This is a genomic window from Streptomyces sp. NPDC053750 (assembly GCF_044544295.1).
GTDB lineage: Bacteria > Actinomycetota > Actinomycetes > Streptomycetales > Streptomycetaceae > Streptomyces.
The window spans coordinates 66522-83566 of the sequence record NZ_JBITXB010000005.1; the positions used below are offsets into that span (position 1 = coordinate 66522).

At 72.6% G+C, this 17045-nt stretch carries 18 protein-coding genes; 12 read left to right on the forward strand and 6 right to left on the reverse strand.

Features of this window, described 5'->3' with window-relative positions; translation table 11 throughout:
* Positions 1–147 precede the first annotated feature (147 nt).
* On the forward strand, positions 148–1032 hold the full coding sequence (locus tag ACIGO6_RS16145) for a winged helix-turn-helix domain-containing protein (protein ID WP_399876052.1): 885 nt from the start codon (positions 148–150) through the stop codon (positions 1030–1032).
* Positions 1029–1775 carry an HAD family hydrolase gene (locus ACIGO6_RS16150; RefSeq protein WP_399876054.1) on the forward strand — a complete coding sequence of 249 codons (747 nt, stop codon included), beginning with the start codon at positions 1029–1031 and terminating at the stop codon, positions 1773–1775. Before ACIGO6_RS16145 ends, ACIGO6_RS16150 begins: the two co-directional genes overlap by 4 nt.
* Positions 1776–1841: 66 nt before the next feature.
* Here the strand turns inward: ACIGO6_RS16150 and ACIGO6_RS16155 are convergent, their stop codons facing one another.
* Positions 1842–2597, reverse strand: coding sequence for an HAD family hydrolase (locus ACIGO6_RS16155; protein WP_399876056.1), 756 nt, complete (start codon positions 2595–2597; stop codon positions 1842–1844).
* A 113-nt stretch (positions 2598–2710) separates the two neighbouring features.
* Here ACIGO6_RS16155 and ACIGO6_RS16160 point away from each other — a divergent pair, with 113 nt between their 5' ends.
* From ACIGO6_RS16160 to ACIGO6_RS16170, 3 genes are read left to right on the forward strand one after another with little or no spacing between them, the layout of a single operon-like run.
* Positions 2711–3787 carry a phosphotransferase gene (locus ACIGO6_RS16160; protein WP_399876057.1) on the forward strand — a complete coding sequence of 359 codons (1077 nt, stop codon included), beginning with the start codon at positions 2711–2713 and terminating at the stop codon, positions 3785–3787.
* Positions 3788–3804: 17 nt separating this feature from the next.
* Positions 3805–4437, forward strand: a complete 633-nt coding sequence (locus ACIGO6_RS16165; RefSeq protein WP_399876060.1) for a TetR/AcrR family transcriptional regulator — start codon at positions 3805–3807, stop codon at positions 4435–4437.
* A gap of 41 nt (positions 4438–4478) precedes the next feature.
* Complete coding sequence (locus ACIGO6_RS16170) at positions 4479–6533, forward strand: HelD family protein (protein ID WP_399876063.1); 2055 nt, start codon at positions 4479–4481, stop codon at positions 6531–6533.
* 16 nt (positions 6534–6549) lie between these two features.
* On the opposite strand, the gene ACIGO6_RS16175 is transcribed toward ACIGO6_RS16170, so the two are convergent.
* A complete protein-coding gene (locus ACIGO6_RS16175) occupies positions 6550–7443 on the reverse strand; it encodes an NAD(P)-dependent oxidoreductase (protein ID WP_399876066.1) in 894 nt (297 codons plus the stop codon).
* Between the two features lie 60 nt (positions 7444–7503).
* Here ACIGO6_RS16175 and ACIGO6_RS16180 point away from each other — a divergent pair, with 60 nt between their 5' ends.
* The 4 genes from ACIGO6_RS16180 to ACIGO6_RS16195 all read left to right on the forward strand — a co-directional run bounded on the left by ACIGO6_RS16180 (position 7504) and on the right by ACIGO6_RS16195 (position 9652).
* The gene (locus tag ACIGO6_RS16180) at positions 7504–7869 is read left to right on the forward strand and encodes a winged helix-turn-helix transcriptional regulator (protein WP_399876069.1); all 366 of its coding nucleotides are present in this window, start codon (positions 7504–7506) and stop codon (positions 7867–7869) included.
* 147 nt (positions 7870–8016) lie between these two features.
* Positions 8017–8502, forward strand: a complete 486-nt coding sequence (locus ACIGO6_RS16185) for a helix-turn-helix domain-containing protein (protein ID WP_399876072.1) — start codon at positions 8017–8019, stop codon at positions 8500–8502.
* Between the two features lie 92 nt (positions 8503–8594).
* Positions 8595–9200, forward strand: coding sequence for a hypothetical protein (locus tag ACIGO6_RS16190; protein ID WP_399876074.1), 606 nt, complete (start codon positions 8595–8597; stop codon positions 9198–9200).
* Positions 9201–9316: 116 nt separating this feature from the next.
* Complete coding sequence (locus ACIGO6_RS16195; RefSeq protein ID WP_399876077.1) at positions 9317–9652, forward strand: DUF2516 family protein; 336 nt, start codon at positions 9317–9319, stop codon at positions 9650–9652.
* Positions 9653–9712: 60 nt separating this feature from the next.
* On the opposite strand, the gene ACIGO6_RS16200 is transcribed toward ACIGO6_RS16195, so the two are convergent.
* The 3 genes from ACIGO6_RS16200 to ACIGO6_RS16210 all read right to left on the reverse strand — a co-directional run bounded on the left by ACIGO6_RS16200 (position 9713) and on the right by ACIGO6_RS16210 (position 13528).
* Positions 9713–11131 (reverse strand): PP2C family protein-serine/threonine phosphatase, encoded by a 1419-nt coding sequence (locus ACIGO6_RS16200; RefSeq protein ID WP_399876080.1) that lies wholly within the window; start codon positions 11129–11131, stop codon positions 9713–9715.
* 269 nt (positions 11132–11400) lie between these two features.
* Positions 11401–12507 (reverse strand): NlpC/P60 family protein, encoded by a 1107-nt coding sequence (locus ACIGO6_RS16205; protein WP_399876083.1) that lies wholly within the window; start codon positions 12505–12507, stop codon positions 11401–11403.
* A 235-nt stretch (positions 12508–12742) separates the two neighbouring features.
* The gene (locus tag ACIGO6_RS16210) at positions 12743–13528 is read right to left on the reverse strand and encodes a class I SAM-dependent methyltransferase (RefSeq protein WP_399876085.1); all 786 of its coding nucleotides are present in this window, start codon (positions 13526–13528) and stop codon (positions 12743–12745) included.
* A gap of 270 nt (positions 13529–13798) precedes the next feature.
* Between ACIGO6_RS16210 and mshA the strand changes: the two genes are divergently transcribed.
* Both mshA and ACIGO6_RS16220 read left to right on the forward strand, forming a co-directional pair.
* Positions 13799–15172 (forward strand): D-inositol-3-phosphate glycosyltransferase, encoded by a 1374-nt coding sequence (gene mshA / locus ACIGO6_RS16215; RefSeq protein ID WP_399876087.1) that lies wholly within the window; start codon positions 13799–13801, stop codon positions 15170–15172.
* Complete coding sequence (locus ACIGO6_RS16220) at positions 15165–15668, forward strand: YbjN domain-containing protein (RefSeq protein ID WP_399876090.1); 504 nt, start codon at positions 15165–15167, stop codon at positions 15666–15668. The genes mshA and ACIGO6_RS16220 overlap by 8 nt, the downstream gene beginning before the upstream one ends.
* Before the next feature lie 27 nt (positions 15669–15695).
* Here ACIGO6_RS16220 and ACIGO6_RS16225 read toward each other — a convergent pair whose 3' ends face one another.
* Positions 15696–16523 (reverse strand): AraC family transcriptional regulator, encoded by an 828-nt coding sequence (locus ACIGO6_RS16225; RefSeq protein WP_399876092.1) that lies wholly within the window; start codon positions 16521–16523, stop codon positions 15696–15698.
* Positions 16524–16572: 49 nt separating this feature from the next.
* On the opposite strand from ACIGO6_RS16225, the gene ACIGO6_RS16230 reads away from it, so the two are divergent.
* Entirely contained in the window at positions 16573–17022 is a 450-nt protein-coding gene (locus tag ACIGO6_RS16230) for a DUF2000 family protein (RefSeq protein WP_399876095.1), read from the forward strand.
* Positions 17023–17045 lie beyond the last annotated feature (23 nt).

The window sequence follows — 17045 nt, forward strand, 5'->3', positions numbered from 1 at the left end:
TTCTCTTTCCCTTTCGGAAGCCTGGAAGAGGGAACGTCCGCCAACTGAGGTAAGTTGGCAACCAACTTTGCTATGTTGTCCCCACTTGGCGGCTACCTGTAAACAAGTTTCAAACAACTATCTGTAGGTAGGCCGAAGTTGTAGCGTTTGGTCGTGACCCAGGAGAACGTGTCGGTGAACCGCAGCAGAAGGCTCTCGTCCCAGGAGATCGCTGACATCCTGCGGGAACGGATCCGCGGCGGAGAGCTCAAGGCGGGCGACCGCCTGCCCACCCAGGCCGAGCTGGCCGAGGAGTTCGGCGTGGAGCGCGGCGCGGTCCGCCAGTCCCTGCGCGCGCTCCAGGAGGACGGTCTACTCACCAACGTCAGCAAGGGCAGTCCGCCCCGCATCGCCGAGCACACCCCGGCCCGGGGCGACCAGCCGCAGCCGACGATGGTGGCGCTCGGCCCGCGGCTGACGGAGGCGTTCTCGGCGCCGCGCGTGAAGATCGACGTCGTGTGCCACACCTCGGAGACGCTGATGATGGCCCTCAGCGAGCCGCTCCGCCTGATCCACGAGGGCCGTGTCCTTCCGGAGTCGATCGACTTCCGGGTGCTGATGCCGTCCCGGGACATCGCCCTCGCCTTCCCCGTCCTGGTCGAGGAGGAGGCCGGCGACCCGGTCCACCAACGCTGGCTCCAGATGCGCAACGCCCAGGCCCGCGTGCTCCAGAACAATCTGCGCGGCGTGCGGAAGGTCCACCCTCACATTGACGTGCGGGTGGCCTTCCGCGCGCTGCCGTTCACCCCGCCGATGAAGCTCTACCTGCTCAACGGCGAAGAGGCCCTCCTCGGCTACTACATGCTGACCCGCCGCGAGGAGGAGTACGAGGGCCGGGTGCTGGAGATGTACGACGCTCTCGGCTCGCAGTCGCTGTTGTTCTCCTCCCTGAAGGGGATGGGCCACCGGGACACGGCGTTCGTGGAGGAATCGCAGAAGTGGTTCGACGCCCTCTGGGAAACCATCACCACGGACATGGCACTCTCCGAGTGACGTCCGACATGGATCAGGTGGAACCGGTGAGCGGGCGGACCGGGGGATCCGAGCAGTCTGAGAGCCTGCGGGACCTGGTCATGGGTGCCCGCGTCGTCCTGTGGGACTTCGACGGCCCCGTCTGCAGACTGTTCGCGGGCTACTCGGCCCACCGGGTGGCGGGCGAACTCGTGGACTGGCTGGAGAGCCTGGGTCTGAAGGACCTGCTGACCCCCGAGGAGCAGGTCCACCCGGACCCGCACGTCCTGCTGGGCGCGGTCGACCGCAGCCATCGGAAGGACCTGGTCGCGGAGTTCGAGGAACGGCTGACCCACGAGGAACTGCGCGCCGTGCCGACCGCGTGGCCGACCGCGTACGCGGACCCCCTGCTCCGCACCTGGGCCGCGCTCGGCGCCGGCCTCGCGATCACGACCAACAACTCGCCCCGCGTGGTGCGCGCGTACCTGGCGAGCCGGGGCCTGCTGGCTTGCTTCGCCCCCCACATCTACGGCCGCACCCAGGACCTGCGTCTGCTCAAGCCTGACCCGTACTGCCTCGACCGCGCCCTCGGTGCGATGGGTGTCGCCCCCGCGCAGGCCCTGATGGTCGGGGACTCCCCCGCCGACGTGGCCGCGGCCAGGAAGGCCGGCGTACCCTTCCTGGGCTACGCGCGGAACGCCCGCAAGGCGGAGCAACTGCGGGTCGCCGGCGCGCCGACGCTCGTCGGCTCCCTCGAAGCGGTACTGCGGGTCCTGGGGGAGTAGGTCCCGGCGCCCGGGCCGGCGGCTCGGGCCCGAGACCGTCTCCCATGAAGCCCGCCACCGGCACCGCTACTCGCAGGCCGACAACTCGTCGGCGGCCCGTAGGACCGGGAGGTACGAGGAGATCACCGCGTCCGCGCCCCCCTCCGCCATCTGCAGCGCGCGTCCCGCGTGGTGGGTCAGTCCGAGGAAGCCGGTCCCTGCCGACCGGGCGGCACCGAGGTCGGTGAGCTGGTCACCGACGAGCAGGCAGTCGGCGGCGGGCAGGGCCAGGTGGCGCAGGGCTCGGTGCACGCAGTCCGGATGCGGCTTCATGAGCCGCGCGTCGTGGGGTGACCGGCCGAAGACCCCGTCGAACTTCGGTCCCAGTCCGAGACGGCCGAGGCAGTCCCGGATCGGTCCCTCCGCGTTGTTGCTGACGACGACCAGGCGTTTGCCGCGGGCGAGCAACAGGTCCACGAAGGCGTGCAGGTGAGGCGTGGGGACCGCGGTGCGCACGGCACGCCGCTCCAGGGCGGTGACGGCGACCTCGGCGAGTTTCAGCGGGAGGGCGCTGGGCCTGCGGACGGATCGTTCGTACATCTCCCTGAGGGGGCCGAGGATTCCGTGGGAGTCGGTGCACTTATCGACCGAGGGGTCGAGTGGCCCCCAGTACTGCCGGGCCATCCGCTTGACCTGCTCCGCCACGTCCATCGTGGTGGAACCTGCGAACAGATCGCAGACGGGACCGTCGAAGTCGAACAGTACCGCGCGGACGGACCCGAACGCGCGCAGCAGCGCGGCCGGGTCGTCGACGGTTTCCCGTCCGATGCCTGTGTCGATCACGGCGGCAGTCTCCCGCACGGGGCGCGGACGCGTCATCACGACACGGGCTTGTGAAGTAGGGTGCCCCACCCCGTCACCGCACCGGCTTCTTCAAGGCGAGCGGAGCACAGAGAATGACACTGTTGCAGGAGTCCACCACCCGCTTGCGAGCGAGGGAGATCAGCGGCGGCGAGAGTGCGGTCGTCGGCCCGCTCAAGGCGTACCACCACGAGACGTACGTGCTGTCACCCCCGAGTGGGATGGGACCGGTCAAGCTGCGGGAGCCGCGCTCCACGAGCCTGTGGTTCGACCGCAGGTGCTTCCAGTCGGAGGAGGAACTGCTCCGCGGCCTGAAGGGGCGCATCGACCGGGTGCCCGACGTCGTCGACGTCGAGGGCATGGGGCTGCAGACGTTCATCGAGGGCCGGACGCTCGGCGCCCACCGGTGGCGGTGGGGCCGCAGGGTGCCGGACGCGGTGTTCGAGCAGATCGTCGCCCTGTTCCGGCAGATGGTGCCGATCACGGCCGAGACCCTGCACGTGGAGCGGCGCTGCTCGCCCCAGGACGCCCCGGAGGACGGAGACACCGACGGCTTCCTGAAGCGCCTAGTCGTCTTCGTCGAGGAACAGGTCTACGCGGCCAACCGGGCGCGGTTCGGTGGGCTGTTCGAGGAACTGGGCGTCCGGGACGCGTCGCTCGTCCGGCTGGGCAGGAGCGTGGCCGGGCTCACCGAACGGCCCTTCTGCCTGCTCCACGCGGACCTGCACCGAGAGAACTTCATCCTGGACCGGCGGCGGGGCCTGTGGACCATCGACTGGGAGCTGGCGATGGTCGGCGACCCGCTCTACGACCTGGCCACCCACCTCTATCTGATGCGGTACCCGGCCGATCAGGAGGACCGCATGATCCGGGAATGGTGCGAGGCCGTGGAGTCGGTCCGCCCCGGCAGTTCCCGCGGCTGGCAGCGGGACCTGCGGGTGATCACCGACTTCAAGAGGGCGCAGTCCGTCTACACGGACACCATCCGTGCGGCGCTGTCGCTGCACGACGAGACGGGGCTGCGCTGGGCGGCGCTTCCGCGGGTGGCCGGCAAGCTGCACGACGTCCTGACCGCCGCCGCCGGGCCGCTCGGCCTGGAGGATGTGCCGGGCCGCCGGGAGATCATGGCCGCGCTGGCCCACCGGCACCGGGAGTACGCCGCCGGTGCGTAGCTGGCTAGGCTCGCCCCATGAGCGACCCCGGCCTGCGTGAGCGCAAGAAGCAGCGGACGATCCGGTTGCTGTCGGACACCGCCGTCGGGCTCTTCCTGGAGAAGGGGTTCGACGCGGTGTCCGTCGCGGAGGTGGCCGCCGCGGCCGAGGTGTCCAAGCCGACGCTCTTCCGGTACTTCCCGGCCAAGGAGGACCTCGTCCTGCACCGCATCGCCGACCACGAGGGCGAGGCGGCACGGGTGGCGGGACAGGGGCCGACGCCGCTCGAGGCGCTGCGCCGGCACTTCCTGGCGGGGCTGGAGCGGGACGACCCGGTGACCGGGCTCAGCGACCACCCCGACGTCCTCGCCTTCCACACGCTGCTCTACGGCACTCCCGCCCTCGTCGCCCGGCTGCACTCGCACCTGGAGCGGTCGGAGGCCGCGCTCGCCGACGCCCTCGGCGGCGACCTGGAGGCCAGGCTGGCCGCCGGGCAGATCATCGCCGTACAGCGGGTCCTCGCCCAGGAGAACTGGCGGCGGATCGCGGCCGGGGAGCGGGTGGCGGACGTACGGAGGGACGCCGTGGCGGCTGCGGAGCGGGCGTTCGGGATGCTGGCGGCGGGGTTGCCGCGGCTCGCCCGGCCAAGCTCTGTGCGGGTGACTGAGTAAAGAATGTAACTCGGTAACGATATTCGGGTACGCTCGATGAAATGACGTCGACCGACCCTGCCCTCCAGCACGCCCTCGACCACGAACGCGCCCACCACGACCACTGCCGCGCCGCCCTCGCCGCCATGGTCGAGGGCGCCCAGGACCACGTCGTCACCGGCGAGGACGTCTCCGCCTCCGGTGCCGACGCCGAAGTGCTCGGCCACCGGCTGCGCAGCCGGGCCAAGGCGCTGCGCGAACTGCCCGAGGGTCCGCTGTTCTTCGGACGGCTGGACTTCGCCGGGACGGACGCCGGAGGCGATCACGCGGGCCAGACGTACCACCTGGGGCGGCTGCGGATCACCGAGGATCCCGCCGCCCCGCCCCTCGTCGTCGACTGGCGCGCACCCGTCTCCCGCGCCTTCTACCAGGCCACCGCCGGCGACCCGGGCGGTGTCGCCGTCCGCCGCCGGTTCGGGTGGGCGCCCGGCAGCCGCGGGGACTCGGCCGACCTCACCGGGCTGGAGGACGAGCACCTCGGCCGGGGCGAGTCCCGGGCCGGCGACATCGTCGCCCGGGAGATCGCACGCCCCCGCGTCGGCCCCATGCGGGACATCGCCGCCACCATCCAGCCCGAGCAGGACGACCTCGTCCGCGCGGACCTCGCCACCACGCTCTGCGTCCAGGGCGCCCCGGGGACGGGCAAGACCGCGGTCGGCCTGCACCGGGCCGCGTACCTGCTCTACACCCACCCGCAGCGCATCCAGCGGGGCGGACTGCTGATCCTCGGGCCCAACCCCACCTTCCTCTCCTACATCGCCGAGGTACTGCCCGCCCTCGGCGAGACCGGCGTACGGCAGTCCACGCTCCCCCGGGAGATCGCCCGGCACCCCGTCACCGGCACCGACGGCGAGCGGGCCGCCGCCGTCAAGCACGACGCCCGGATGGCCGAGGTGCTGCGCCGCGCCCTGTACGCCCGTGTGGCCGCCGGCGCCACCGACTCCCTCGCCGTACCGGACGGCTCCTACCGCTGGCGGGTCCCGGCCGACGAGCTGGCCCGGGTCGTGGCGGACGTACGGGGCGAGGAACCGCCGTACACCGTGGGGAGGGAGCGGGTGCGGGCCCGGATCGTGCGGTCCGTCCAGGAGCAGGCCGAGCGACGGAGCGGGCCGCGGACCGACACCTGGGTGCGCCGGATCGAACGGGCGCGGCCGGTCGGCGCGTACCTTGACGCCGTCTGGCCCCGGGTGCGCCCGGAGGAGGTCCTCGCGCGGCTGCTCGGCGATCCGGACGCGCTGGCGCGGGCTGCCGACGGGGTGCTGGACGACGAGGAACAGAAGGCGGTGCTGTGGACGGGCCGCACGCCGCGGTCGTGGAAGTCGGCCCGCTGGTCCGCCGCCGACCTGGTCCTCCTCGACGAGGTCGCCGGGCTCCTCGAACACCCCGAGGGCTACGGGCACATCGTCGTCGACGAGGCGCAGGACCTCTCCCCGATGGAGTGCCGGGCCATCGCCCGCCGGGCCGCCTTCGGTTCGCTCACCGTCCTCGGCGACCTGGCGCAGGGGACCACGCCGTGGGCCGCGCGGTCCTGGCGCACGGTCCTCACCCACCTGGGCCGGCCGGACGCGGCCGTGACGCCGCTGACCACCGGGTTCCGGGTGCCGCAGGCGGTCGTCGGCCTCGCCAACCGGCTGCTGGCGCGGCTGGACGTGGACGTGCCGGCGGCCCGTTCCCTGCGCGGCGACGGTGAACTGACGATGCGTGCGACCGCGCCCGGGAAGGTCGGGGACGCGGTCGTCGAGGCCGTGCGCGGGGCGCTCGTCCGGGAGGGCTCCGTCGGTGTCGTCGCCGCCGACGCGGACGTACCCCGGCTGCGGGAGGCCCTCGCCGCGGCCGGCATCGGGGCGGCGGGAGCGGAGGCGCTGGGCGCCCGCGTCGCCGTGGTGCCCGCGAGTGTCGTCAAGGGGCTGGAGTACGACCACGTCGTCGCCGTCGAACCGGCGGCGATCGCGGAGGTCGAGGGGCCCGGAGGGCGGGGCCTGCACCGGCTGTACGTGGTGCTCACCCGTGCGGTGTCCCGGCTGGACGTGGTGCACGGGCGGCCCCTGCCCTTCTGACGCCCCGCGCGGCGGGTCAGCTCCGGCCGATCACCTCGGTGACGCGCGAGAACCCGTCCGAGCCGTGCCCGAGTGCGATGACCCGCCGGGCCTGCCCCTCGATCACCCGCATCACGCTCGCGTCGATGCCGTGCGCCTCGGAGGCGTGGACGATGTGCGCCATGGTCGACGCGGCCGAGGTGATCGGGTTCAGCTCGCCCGAGTAGGTGCCGGCGTCGATGTCGCCCGCGAACTCGGTGAACAGCGGCGGCAGGATCGCGGCGATGCCCTGGGCGAAGGGGGCGAGTTCCCCGGCGGTGACGCCCTCCGCGCGGGCCACCGCGAGGGCGTGCGTGTAGCCCGCCATCGCCGTCCAGAAGATGTCGAGCAGCGCGACGTCGTACGTCGCGGCCCGCCCGACGTCCTCGCCGAGGTGGGTGTGGCTGCCGCCGAGCGCCGCCAGCACGGGCCGGTGCTCCTCGTACAGCTCCGTGGGGCCGCTGTGCAGGAACACCGCGTCGTCCGTGCCGATGGTGGGGGTGGGGGTCATGATCGCGCCGTCCAGGTAGCGGATGCCGTGCCGCTCGGCCCAGGCGGCCGTGTCCCGGGCCCGCTCGGGGGTGTCGGCGCTCAGATTGACGACCGTACGGCCCTTGAGCGCGGTGGTGACGGCGTCCTGGCGCAGTACGGCGTCCGAGGCGTCGTAGTTGACCACGCAGACGACGGTCAGCGGGGCGGCGGCGACCGCCTCCTCGGCCGACGCCGCCGGGACCGCGCCCCGGGCGACGAGGTCGCCGTCGCGGCCCGGGGTGCGGTTCCACACGGTGGTGCGCAGCCCGGCGGCCAGGAACGCTGCGGCCAGGGACCGGCCCATCGGACCGAGCCCGAGGACGGTGACGGCGGCGGTGGACTGGTCGGTGTGCACGGACATGCTTCAACTCCCGTAATCTGATGATTATTTGTTGGCAATTGCCAAGGAAAGGGGCGCGGTATGGTGCACCGGCGTCAGGATCCGGACGTCTGTGGAGTGACCGCGGCGATCGCGGTGATCGAGGGCAAGTGGAAGACCACGCTGCTGTGGCTGCTGGAGTCCGGCCCGCACCGCCCGGCCGAGCTGCGCCGACGGGTGCCCGGCCTCACCGAGAAGGTGCTGACCCAGGCCCTGCGCGAGATGGAGGCGGACGGACTGGTGGACCGGCGGGTGTACGACGTTCTTCCGCTGAAGACCGAGTACTCCCTGACCGCGTTCGGCCGCGACCTCGCCGAGGCCCTCTCCCCCCTCTCCGACTGGGGCTACCGGCGTCTGGACAGGATGGCCGCCGACGACGCCGACGCCCGCGCGGCCACCGCCTCCTGACGCCTGCCCGCCCTCATCAGTCTCGGCCGACGGCGGCGCGTTGCCCAGTACGCACAAAAAGGTGGGTAGGGGGAGGTGGACAGGGGCAGGTGCACTCTTGCAAGCGCGGTGCTTGCAAGAGTTAGCGGCGTGGTGCATCGTGGAGGCATGGCCTCGCTCAACGTCGGCAATCTCGGTGAGTACCTGCGCGAGCAGCGGCGCAACGCGCAGCTGTCGCTGCGGCAGCTCGCCGATGCCGCCGGGGTGTCCAATCCGTACCTGAGCCAGATCGAGCGCGGGCTGCGCAAGCCGAGCGCGGAGGTGCTCCAGCAGGTCGCCAAGGCGCTCCGGATCTCCGCCGAGACGCTGTACGTGCGCGCCGGGATCCTCGACGCCGAGCGGGACCGGGAGGACGTGGAGACGCGTGCGGTCGTCCTCGCCGACCCCTCGCTGAACGAGCGGCAGAAGCAGGTGCTGCTCCAGATCTACGAGTCCTTCCGCAAGGAGAACGGGTTCGGCGGCGACGCGGACGACCCGGCGACGGCACCGGACAGACCGGCGGCCGACGCCCCCGACGGCGGTGCCTCCATATCCGGGCACCGCTCCCCGACGGCCGGCGGCAGTGACGCCGGCCCGCAGCAGACGGCCGGATGAGCGGGAGCGGGCCAGTACCGGCCGGGACGCGGGACCACCACAGAGCCTCAGCCACCACCCTCAGACGAACGTATTTCCGGAGGACCATCGCCATGGCCATCACCGACGATCTGCGCAAGACCCTCAGCGACCCCACCCCGCTCTACTTCGCCGCGGGCACCGCCGACCTGGCGTTCCAGCAGGCCAAGAAGGTCCCGGTGCTGGTGGAGCAGCTGCGCGCCGAGGCCCCGTCCCGTATCGAGGCCGTGCGCAACACCGACCCGAAGGCCGTCCAGGAGAAGGCGACCGCCCGCGTCAAGGAGACGCAGGGCACCCTCCAGGCCAAGGCCAACGAGCTCTTCGGCTCCCTCGACGCCGACTTCAAGAAGCTCGGTGAGACCGCCCAGGACCTGGCTCTGCGCTCGGTCGGCGTCGCCGCCGAGTACGCCGTGAAGGCGCGGGAGACCTACGAGAAGGTCGCCGAGCGCGGCGAGCAGGCGGTGCGCACCTGGCGCGGCCAGGCCGCCGAGGGCATCGAGGACATCGCCGAGGAGGTGGAGGAGCTCGCCGTGGCCGTCGAGCCGGCCAAGCCGGAGCCGGTCCGCGTCTCGGAGGACAAGTCCGCCGCGGCGAAGAAGACCCCCGCCCCCCGCAAGGCCCCGGCCAAGAAGAGCACCACCCCCACCACCGCCAAGAAGACGACGCCGCCCGCCAAGTGACCGGCGACTGATGCGGGGGTACGTCACGGGCCGGGCACCCTGAGGGTGTCCGGCCCGTTCTCCGGGTACGGTGACCGCGTAAGGACGACCCGAGTCTGGTGGTGGACGTTGTGCTGATGCAGGGGTTCGCAGGCTTCATGTGGCTGCTGAGCATGGCCCTGATCGTTTTCAGCGGCTTCGCGTTGATCGACGCCGCCACGCGCCGCGAGGACGCCTACCGCGCGGCCGACAAGAAGACCAAGCCGTTCTGGCTGATCATCCTCGGGCTCGCCTTCGTGGTGAACCTGATCTTCAACATCCTGTCGTTCCTGCCGATCATCGGGCTCATCGCGACGATCGTGTACATGGTCGACGTACGGCCCGCGCTGCGCGGCCTGCCGGGCGGCGGCCGCAGCAGCCGCCGCGGCTCCAGCAGCGACGGCCCGTACGGTCCGTACAACGGCGGACGCTGAGACGGACGGTTGTCTCCGGAGCCGGACAGGCCCTGGGCCGTCCGGCTCGGACCCTGCGGCTCAGGGCGTCCGGTCCAGCAGGACCACTGCCACGTCGTCCGCCAGTTCGCCGCCGTTGAGCTCGCGGACCTCGTTGACCGTCGCCCGCAGCAGCTCCTCGCCCTGCAGTCCCTCGGAGAGCTGGCGGCGGACCAGCTCCACCATGCCGTCCTGGCCCAGCCGCTCCCGGCCCGCGCCGATGTGGCCCTCGATCAGGCCGTCGGTGTAGAGCATCAGGCTCCACTCGGCGCCCAGCTCCACCTGCATGCGCGGCCAGCGGGCGCCCGGCAGCAGACCGAGCGCCGGGCCGTTGTTGTCGTAGGGCAGCAGCCGTGCGGGCCTGCCCGGACCGGCGACCAGGGGCGAGGGGTGCCCGGCCAGGCACAGGCCGGCGCGGCGGCCGTCCGGGGCGATGTCCACGGCGCACAGCGTCGCGAAGATCTCGTCGTCCGAGCGCTCGTGCTCCAGCACCTGCTGGAGCGTGCCCAGCAGCTCGTCACCGCAGAGCCCGGCCAGGGTCAGCGCGCGCCAGGCGATCCGCAGCTCCACGCCGAGCGCCGCCTCGTCCGGGCCGTGCCCGCAGACGTCGCCGATCATGGCGTGCACGGTGCCGTCCGGGGTGCGGACGACGTCGTAGAAGTCGCCGCCGAGCAGGGCGCGCGAGCGGCCCGGGCGGTAGCGGGCGGCGAAACGCAGCGGGGAGCCCTCCAGCAGCGGGGTCGGCAGCAGGCCGCGCTCCAGTCGCGCGTTCTCCTGCGCGCGCAGCCGGCCCTCGGCCAGCCGCCGCTCCGCGGTGTCGGACCGCTTGCGCTCGACGGCGTAGCGGATCGCCCGGCTGAGCAGCCGGCCGTCCAGCTCGTCGCGGAACAGGTAGTCCTGGGCGCCGACCGCCACGGCCTCCGCGCCGCGCTCGGCGTCGCTGGACGAGGTGAGCGCGAGCACGGCGTGCCGGGGCGCGAGCTCCAGCACGTGCCGGAGCGCCGCCAGCTCGTCGTGGCCGTTCCCCTCGCCGGCCCCGTCCGCGTCGGCGGAGGTGCGGGCCGGGGCCGTCGCCGACAGGGCGAGGTCCAGCAGGATGCAGTGGACGTCGTCGGTCAGCAGCCGCTCGGCCTCGGTGAGGTTGCGGGCGGTGCGGACGCGGATCGGCTTGCCCGCCTGGTCGAGCAGGTCGGGCACGATCGGCGAGCCGGCCGGGTCGTCCTCGATGAGCAGCAGCGTCAGGTTCGTGGGGGCGGCCGCGGACGTGATGCTCGCGCGGCGGTCCGGGGTGTTCTCGCGCTTCTCCGTGGTGTTCTCTCGCTGACTGGTGGGGTGCACGGCCGGGTTGGTCCCGGGCGGGGCCTGTTCCGTGGAAGGGCCGCGGTCCGGGGAGGACGCGGCGGGCGCCTGACCACACTCCACGGCCGGGATCGCCCTCTGCCGCGGTACGGGTACGGGCATCGTCTTGGTTTCCTTCCCTCCCCCCGAGGGCATGGCGGGGCGAGGGACCTCGACCCACCGACGGGGACCATAGCGGGTGTCGGCGCCGCTGCGGAATGGTCCAGAACACGCCGGGCTGCCATCGGCCACTGTCATATGCCGCGTTCCGTACCGCAGTTGGACACGTCGCCCCGGCGTCGGGGATGACGAACGTCACGCGGGGCATGCCGACGGCGTGGACTGGGTCACGTGGCCCGCTTCACGCCCCGGCGCCGGGAGCGTGGCCCGCGTCACCCCTGGGGCGCCGTCCCGGTGTCCGGCCGTACCACCCCGAGGATGGGCATCGAGCCGGCCCCCGCGATCGTGATGGAGCGGCCCGGACGCGGGGCGTGCACGACCTTGCCGTCGCCGACGTACATGCCGACATGGCTGGCGTCGTCGAAGTAGATGATCAGGTCGCCGGGGCGCATGTCCTTGACGTCGACGCGCTTCAGCTGCTTCCACTGCTGCTGCGAGGTGCGCGGGATGGCCTGCCCGGCCGCGACCCAGGCCTGTGAGGTCAGGCCGGAGCAGTCGTAGGCCGCCGGGCCCTCGGCGCCCCACTGGTACGGCTTTCCGACCTGGGCGGTGGCGTACGCGACCGCCTTCTTGCCCTGCTCGGTCGCCTTGGCGTCGAGGTCCTCGAGGATGCCGGAGCCGAGCCAGGCGGTCTGGGCCCGGGCCTGCGCCTCCCGTTCCAGCCGGGCGAGGCGCTCCTTCTCCTCCTTCTCCAGCTCGGACTCCAGCTTCTCGGCCGCCGAGATCTGCTTCTCGACCTTCTTCTGGGCGGTGGCCTTGGCCTTGCGGTTCTCCTCTAGCGTGCGGAAGCGGGCGGTGGCGTCCGCCTGGTACGTCTTCAGGTCCTCCTGGGCGCGGGTCAGCTCGCCGAGCAGGCCCTTGGTGGCGCGCTGGCCCTGGACCACCCGGTCGGTGCCGGCGAGGAAGTCCTCGGGGTCCTCGCTCAGCATCAGCTTCGCCTCGTCGGGCATGCCGCCGGTGCGGTACTGGGCGCGGGCCGCGGCACCCGCGCGGTCCTTCAGGGCGTCCAGCTTCTCCTGGCCCTTGACGATCTTCTTGGCCAGTTCGACGAGCTCGGCGGACTGCTTCTCCGCCTTCTCCTGCGCCGCGTTGTACTCGTCCGTGGCCGAGGCCGCCGCGCGGTAGAGCGTGTCGAGCTTCTTGCGGACGGCTTCCAGGTCCTTGCCGGGCGTGGCGGTCGGGGCCGGGGAGGCGCTGGAGCTGCCCGGTGAGGGGGTGGGTCCGGGATCCGCGAACGCCGTGCCCGGTGCCGCGAGCACGGTGACCGCGCAGACCACGGTCACGGCAGCGGTCGTCCAGCCGTGCATCCCCGTACGCATACCTCGCCCCCAAACTGATTAACCGTCAGTAACTTAGGCCGTCCGGGGGGATCGTGCCATGCCGGCGCGGAAAGCGACAGAGGTTCTCCTTCCCGCACCTTCCCGCGCTTCTCTGCTGCTTTCCCCCGTCTGCCTCCGGGCACGACGATTCCCCCGCTGTGTGACGAACGCCGCACGGAGATCGTTCCCGGCACGCCGGGCCTGGCACCGGCGCAGCCGCGTGACGGGTACTTGCTCAGCCGCGCGGAGCCAACGCCTCCCAGCGCACCGTCACTTCGCCCTGGCGCCACCGTGCCGGGCCGTCCGTCACCGGCCAGTCGGCCGCCAGGTCCCGCACCGCCCGAATCCAGCGCTGGCGGGCGCCGTAGGAGGCGTAGGGCGCGGCGGCGGCCCAGGCGCGGTCGAAGTCGCGCAGAAAGGCGTGCACCGGCTCGCCGGGGACATTGCGGTGGATGAGTGCCTTGGGCAGGCGCTCGGCCAGGTCGGAGGGGCGGTCGAGGGAGCCCAGCCGGGTCGCGAAGGTCACCGTGCGCGGCCCCTCCGGCCCGAGCGCCACCCACACGTGCCGGCGCCCGATCTCGTCGCAGGTCCCCTCGACCAGGAGCCCACCGCGCGAGTGCTCCGACGCCGGCGCGAGCCGCGCGCACAGCCGCTGCCAGACGGCGGCGACCTCCGTCTCGTCGTACTGGCGCAGCACGTTCGCCGCGCGGATGAGATGGGGCCGGCGGGAGAGGGGGACCTCGAAGCCGCCGTGCCGGAAGACCAGCCCCGCGCGCGCGTACGGCTCGGCCGCCGCCACGCGCGCCGGGTCGATCTCGACTCCCACCACACGCGCGTGCGGCGTGACCGTGCGCAGACGGTGCAGCAGCTCGACGGCCGTCCAGGGGGCCGCGCCGTAGCCGAGGTCCACGGCGACGGGGTCGGCGGCGCGCCGCAGCTCGGCGCCGTGCGTGGCGGCGATCCAGCGGTCCATGCGGCGCAGCCGGTTCGGATTCGTCGTCCCGCGCGTGACCGTGCCCACGACGGGGGCCCCACTCCTCGACCGGGGCCGGGCGTGGGGGAGGGCGGGGGCGCGGGAGGGCATGCGTACGAGGGTATGCGGCCGGGCCCGCCGTCCTCGTACGCGTCTCCCGCGTTGACGCAGCGTCCCCTCGAACGGTTGAGCGATCTGCGGTAATGATTCGGCAAAGGCCGGGAAACCGGAAATGGAGCACCACGATCCGGTGTTCCCTCCCTTGGAGGGCGGCACCTGTCCTCCGACCGGCATGTCCGCAGCGAGGAGGAACGGCTCGTGAGCCAGTACGTCGGCAGGCTCGGGCGTCGCTCACCGGCGGCCCCCTCACGGCTGAGGCTGCTGCGCAGGCCCCGCCGCGTCGCCATGCTCTCCGTGCACACCTCACCGCTCCACCAGCCCGGCACCGGCGACGCCGGCGGCATGAACGTCTACATCGTCGAACTCGCACAGCGCCTCGCCGCGATCAACATCGAGGTCGAGATCTTCACGCGCGCGACGGCCGGAGGGCTTCCGCCGTCCGTCCAGCTCGCCCCCGGCGTCCTCGTCCGCCACGTCGACGCCGGACCGTACGAGGGCCTGGCCAAGGAGGAGCTGCCGGCCCAGCTGTGCGCCTTCACCCACGGCGTCATGCAGGCCTGGGCAGGCCACCGCCCCGGCTACTACGACCTGGTCCACTCCCACTACTGGCTCTCCGGCCACGTCGGCTGGCTCGCCGCCCAGCGCTGGGGCGCCCCCCTGGTGCACGCCATGCACACCATGGCCAAGGTCAAGAACGCCAACCTGGCCGAGGGCGACACGCCCGAACCGGCCGCCCGCGTCATCGGCGAGACCCAGATCGTCGCCGCCTCCGACCGGCTGATCGCCAACACCGCCGAGGAGGCCGACGAGCTGGTCCGGCACTACGCCGCCGACCCGGCCAAGGTCGCCGTCGTCCACCCGGGCGTGAACCTCGAACGGTTCCGCCCCTTCCCCAAGGGCTCCGGGCCCGAGCCCGGTGGGTTCAGGGCCGCCCGCGCCGCCGCCCGCGCCCGCCTCGGCCTGCCCCAGGACGCGCTGATCCCGCTCTTCGCCGGCCGCATACAGCCCCTCAAGGCCCCCGACATACTCCTCCGCGCGATCGCCGTCCTGCTCGACGAACGCCCCGAGCTGCGCTCCCGCATCGTCGTCCCCGTCGTCGGCGGCCCCAGCGGCAGCGGCCTCGCCAAACCGGAGGGCCTGCAGAAACTTGCCGCACGGCTCGGCATCGCCGACGTCGTACGGTTCCACCCGCCCGTCGGGCAGGAACAGCTCGCCGACTGGTTCCGGGCCGCGTCCGTGCTGGTCATGCCGTCCTACAGCGAGTCCTTCGGACTGGTCGCCATCGAGGCCCAGGCCGCCGGTACGCCCGTACTCGCCGCCGCGGTCGGCGGACTCCCGGTCGCCGTGCGCGACGGGCACACCGGCCGCCTCGTCGAGGGCCACGATCCCGCCGCGTACGCGCGCGTGCTGCGCGATTTCGCCGACCACCCGGAGCTGACGATCCGCATGGGCGCCGCCGCCGCCCGGCACGCCCAGTCCTTCGGCTGGGACAGCGCCGCCGCCGCGACGGCCGACGCCTACACGGCCGCGATCCAGACCCACCGCCGTCGCGTACGCTCCCACCATGGCTGAGGCAGCACAGAAGGCGGCACAGGTCCTCGAAGGCGCCCTCAGGGACGCCGACCTGGAGTGGGAGAGCCCCGAACCCGGCACCTACGTGGTGAAGCTCCCGGGCACCCGCAAGCTGTCCACGACGGTCTCGCTCATCCTCGGCCGGCACTCCCTCTCCCTCAACGCCTTCGTCATCCGCCACCCCGACGAGAACGAACCGGCCGTCCACCGCTGGCTGCTGGAGCGCAACCTCAAGCTGTACGGCGTGAGTTACGCCGTCGACCGCCTCGGCGACGTCTACGTCACCGCGAGACTCCCCCTGGCCGCCGTCACCGCCGACGCGATCGACCGCCTCCTCGGCCAGGTCCTGGAGGCCGCCGACGGCGCCTTCAACACCCTGCTGGAGCTGGGCTTCGCGTCCGCCATCCGCAAGGAGTACGAGTGGCGGACCGCGCGGGGGGAGCCGACACGGAACCTGGAGGCGTTCCAGCACCTGATCGAGCGCGGTCAGGACTGAGCCGACCCGTCCGACCCGTCCGCCCCGTCAGCGCCCTGCGGTGCTGCCGCGGTAGCGCCCCGGGGTGACCCCCACCAACCGCTTGAAGTGCCGGGTCAGATGGGCCTGGTCGTAGAACCCGGTCGCGGTGGCCACCTCGGCCGGGGCGCACCCCGCCAGCAGCAGCCGCCGGGCCCGGTCGACGCGGCGCGACATCAGGTACTGGTGCGGGGCGATGCCGTAGGCGCCGCTGAACGCCCGTACCAGGTGGGCCGGATGGGCGGGCACGAGCCCGGCCGCCTCCTCCAGGCCGATCCCCTCGACGACCCGCTCGTCGAGAAGCTCCCGCAACCGGCGTGCCAGCACCGGGTCCCGACGCGCGCCCTCCGCGTCGCGGCGGGGCCGCAGATGGTCGTGGAGGCGCTCGCCGATCAGCGTCAGCCGGCTCTCCGCCTCCAGTTCGTCACCGGGCCGGGCGAGCGCGGCATGCACCTGCCCGACCCGCCGCCGCAGCACCGGGTCGCGCAGGTCGGGAGCGTCGACGGCCGGCCCGATCAGCTCCTCGCCCAGCCGGGAGGCGTCCAGGTACAGGACGCGCTTGCGGAAACCGCCCGGGGTGGCGGGGGAGCCGTTGTGCGGCACGTGCGGCGGCAGCAGGGACACCGTGTCGTGCGGGGTGCCGTGCTCGTGCCGGTCCAGGTCGTACCGTACGGCCCCGTCGTCGACGATGAGCAGCGTCCACGCGTCATGGACGTGCATCGGGTAGGCGTACTCGGTGTAGTGGGCGTGGAAGACCTCCACGACACCCGGAACGCGGGGCCGCCAGGCGGAGACGCTCCGCTGGTCGCCTCGCCGGTCGTTCCGCTGGTCGGCCATGCAAAAAACGTACAAGACCCGGCTGTGCGCCGACCGGCAGTCTCACCGTATGAGCACGCACGACGCAGATTCCGCAGCCGCCGCCCCTGTCCGCTTCGACACCAAGATCGCCGTTCTGCTGCGCGAGGACCTGGAGACGTGGCAGCGCCTCAATGTCACGGCCTTCCTGGTCAGCGGCCTGAGCACGCAGTTCCCCGAGGTGATCGGGGAGCCGTACGCGGACGCCGACGACGTCGCCTACCTGCCGATGTTCCGCCAGCCGGTGCTGGTCTTCGAGGGCACGAAGGAGACGCTGACCACCGCCCACGCGCGCGTGCTGTCGCGGGCCCTGCCCCGCGCGGTGTTCACGTCCGACCTCTTCACCACCGGCAACGACCGCGACAACCGGGCGGCGGTACGGGCCGTCTCCACGGCCGAACTGGACCTGGTGGGCCTCGCGGTGTACGGCCCGAAGAACGCCGTGGACAAGGTGCTCAAGGGGGCCCGGATGCATCCGTGAGCGCGTACCGGCGTCCGACGGCG

Coding starts and splice junctions, on each gene's coding strand:
- ACIGO6_RS16160 (WP_399876057.1), top strand. CDS start 2,711: ATGACACTGTTGCAGGAGTCCACCACCCGCTTGCGAGCGAGGGAGATC.
- ACIGO6_RS16165 (WP_399876060.1), top strand. CDS start 3,805: ATGAGCGACCCCGGCCTGCGTGAGCGCAAGAAGCAGCGGACGATCCGG.
- ACIGO6_RS16170 (WP_399876063.1), top strand. CDS start 4,479: ATGACGTCGACCGACCCTGCCCTCCAGCACGCCCTCGACCACGAACGC.
- ACIGO6_RS16175 (WP_399876066.1), bottom strand. CDS start 7,443: ATGTCCGTGCACACCGACCAGTCCACCGCCGCCGTCACCGTCCTCGGG.
- ACIGO6_RS16180 (WP_399876069.1), top strand. CDS start 7,504: ATGGTGCACCGGCGTCAGGATCCGGACGTCTGTGGAGTGACCGCGGCG.
- ACIGO6_RS16185 (WP_399876072.1), top strand. CDS start 8,017: ATGGCCTCGCTCAACGTCGGCAATCTCGGTGAGTACCTGCGCGAGCAG.
- ACIGO6_RS16190 (WP_399876074.1), top strand. CDS start 8,595: ATGGCCATCACCGACGATCTGCGCAAGACCCTCAGCGACCCCACCCCG.
- ACIGO6_RS16195 (WP_399876077.1), top strand. CDS start 9,317: ATGCAGGGGTTCGCAGGCTTCATGTGGCTGCTGAGCATGGCCCTGATC.
- ACIGO6_RS16200 (WP_399876080.1), bottom strand. CDS start 11,131: ATGCCCGTACCCGTACCGCGGCAGAGGGCGATCCCGGCCGTGGAGTGT.
- ACIGO6_RS16205 (WP_399876083.1), bottom strand. CDS start 12,507: ATGCGTACGGGGATGCACGGCTGGACGACCGCTGCCGTGACCGTGGTC.
- ACIGO6_RS16220 (WP_399876090.1), top strand. CDS start 15,165: ATGGCTGAGGCAGCACAGAAGGCGGCACAGGTCCTCGAAGGCGCCCTC.
- ACIGO6_RS16225 (WP_399876092.1), bottom strand. CDS start 16,523: ATGGCCGACCAGCGGAACGACCGGCGAGGCGACCAGCGGAGCGTCTCC.
- ACIGO6_RS16230 (WP_399876095.1), top strand. CDS start 16,573: ATGAGCACGCACGACGCAGATTCCGCAGCCGCCGCCCCTGTCCGCTTC.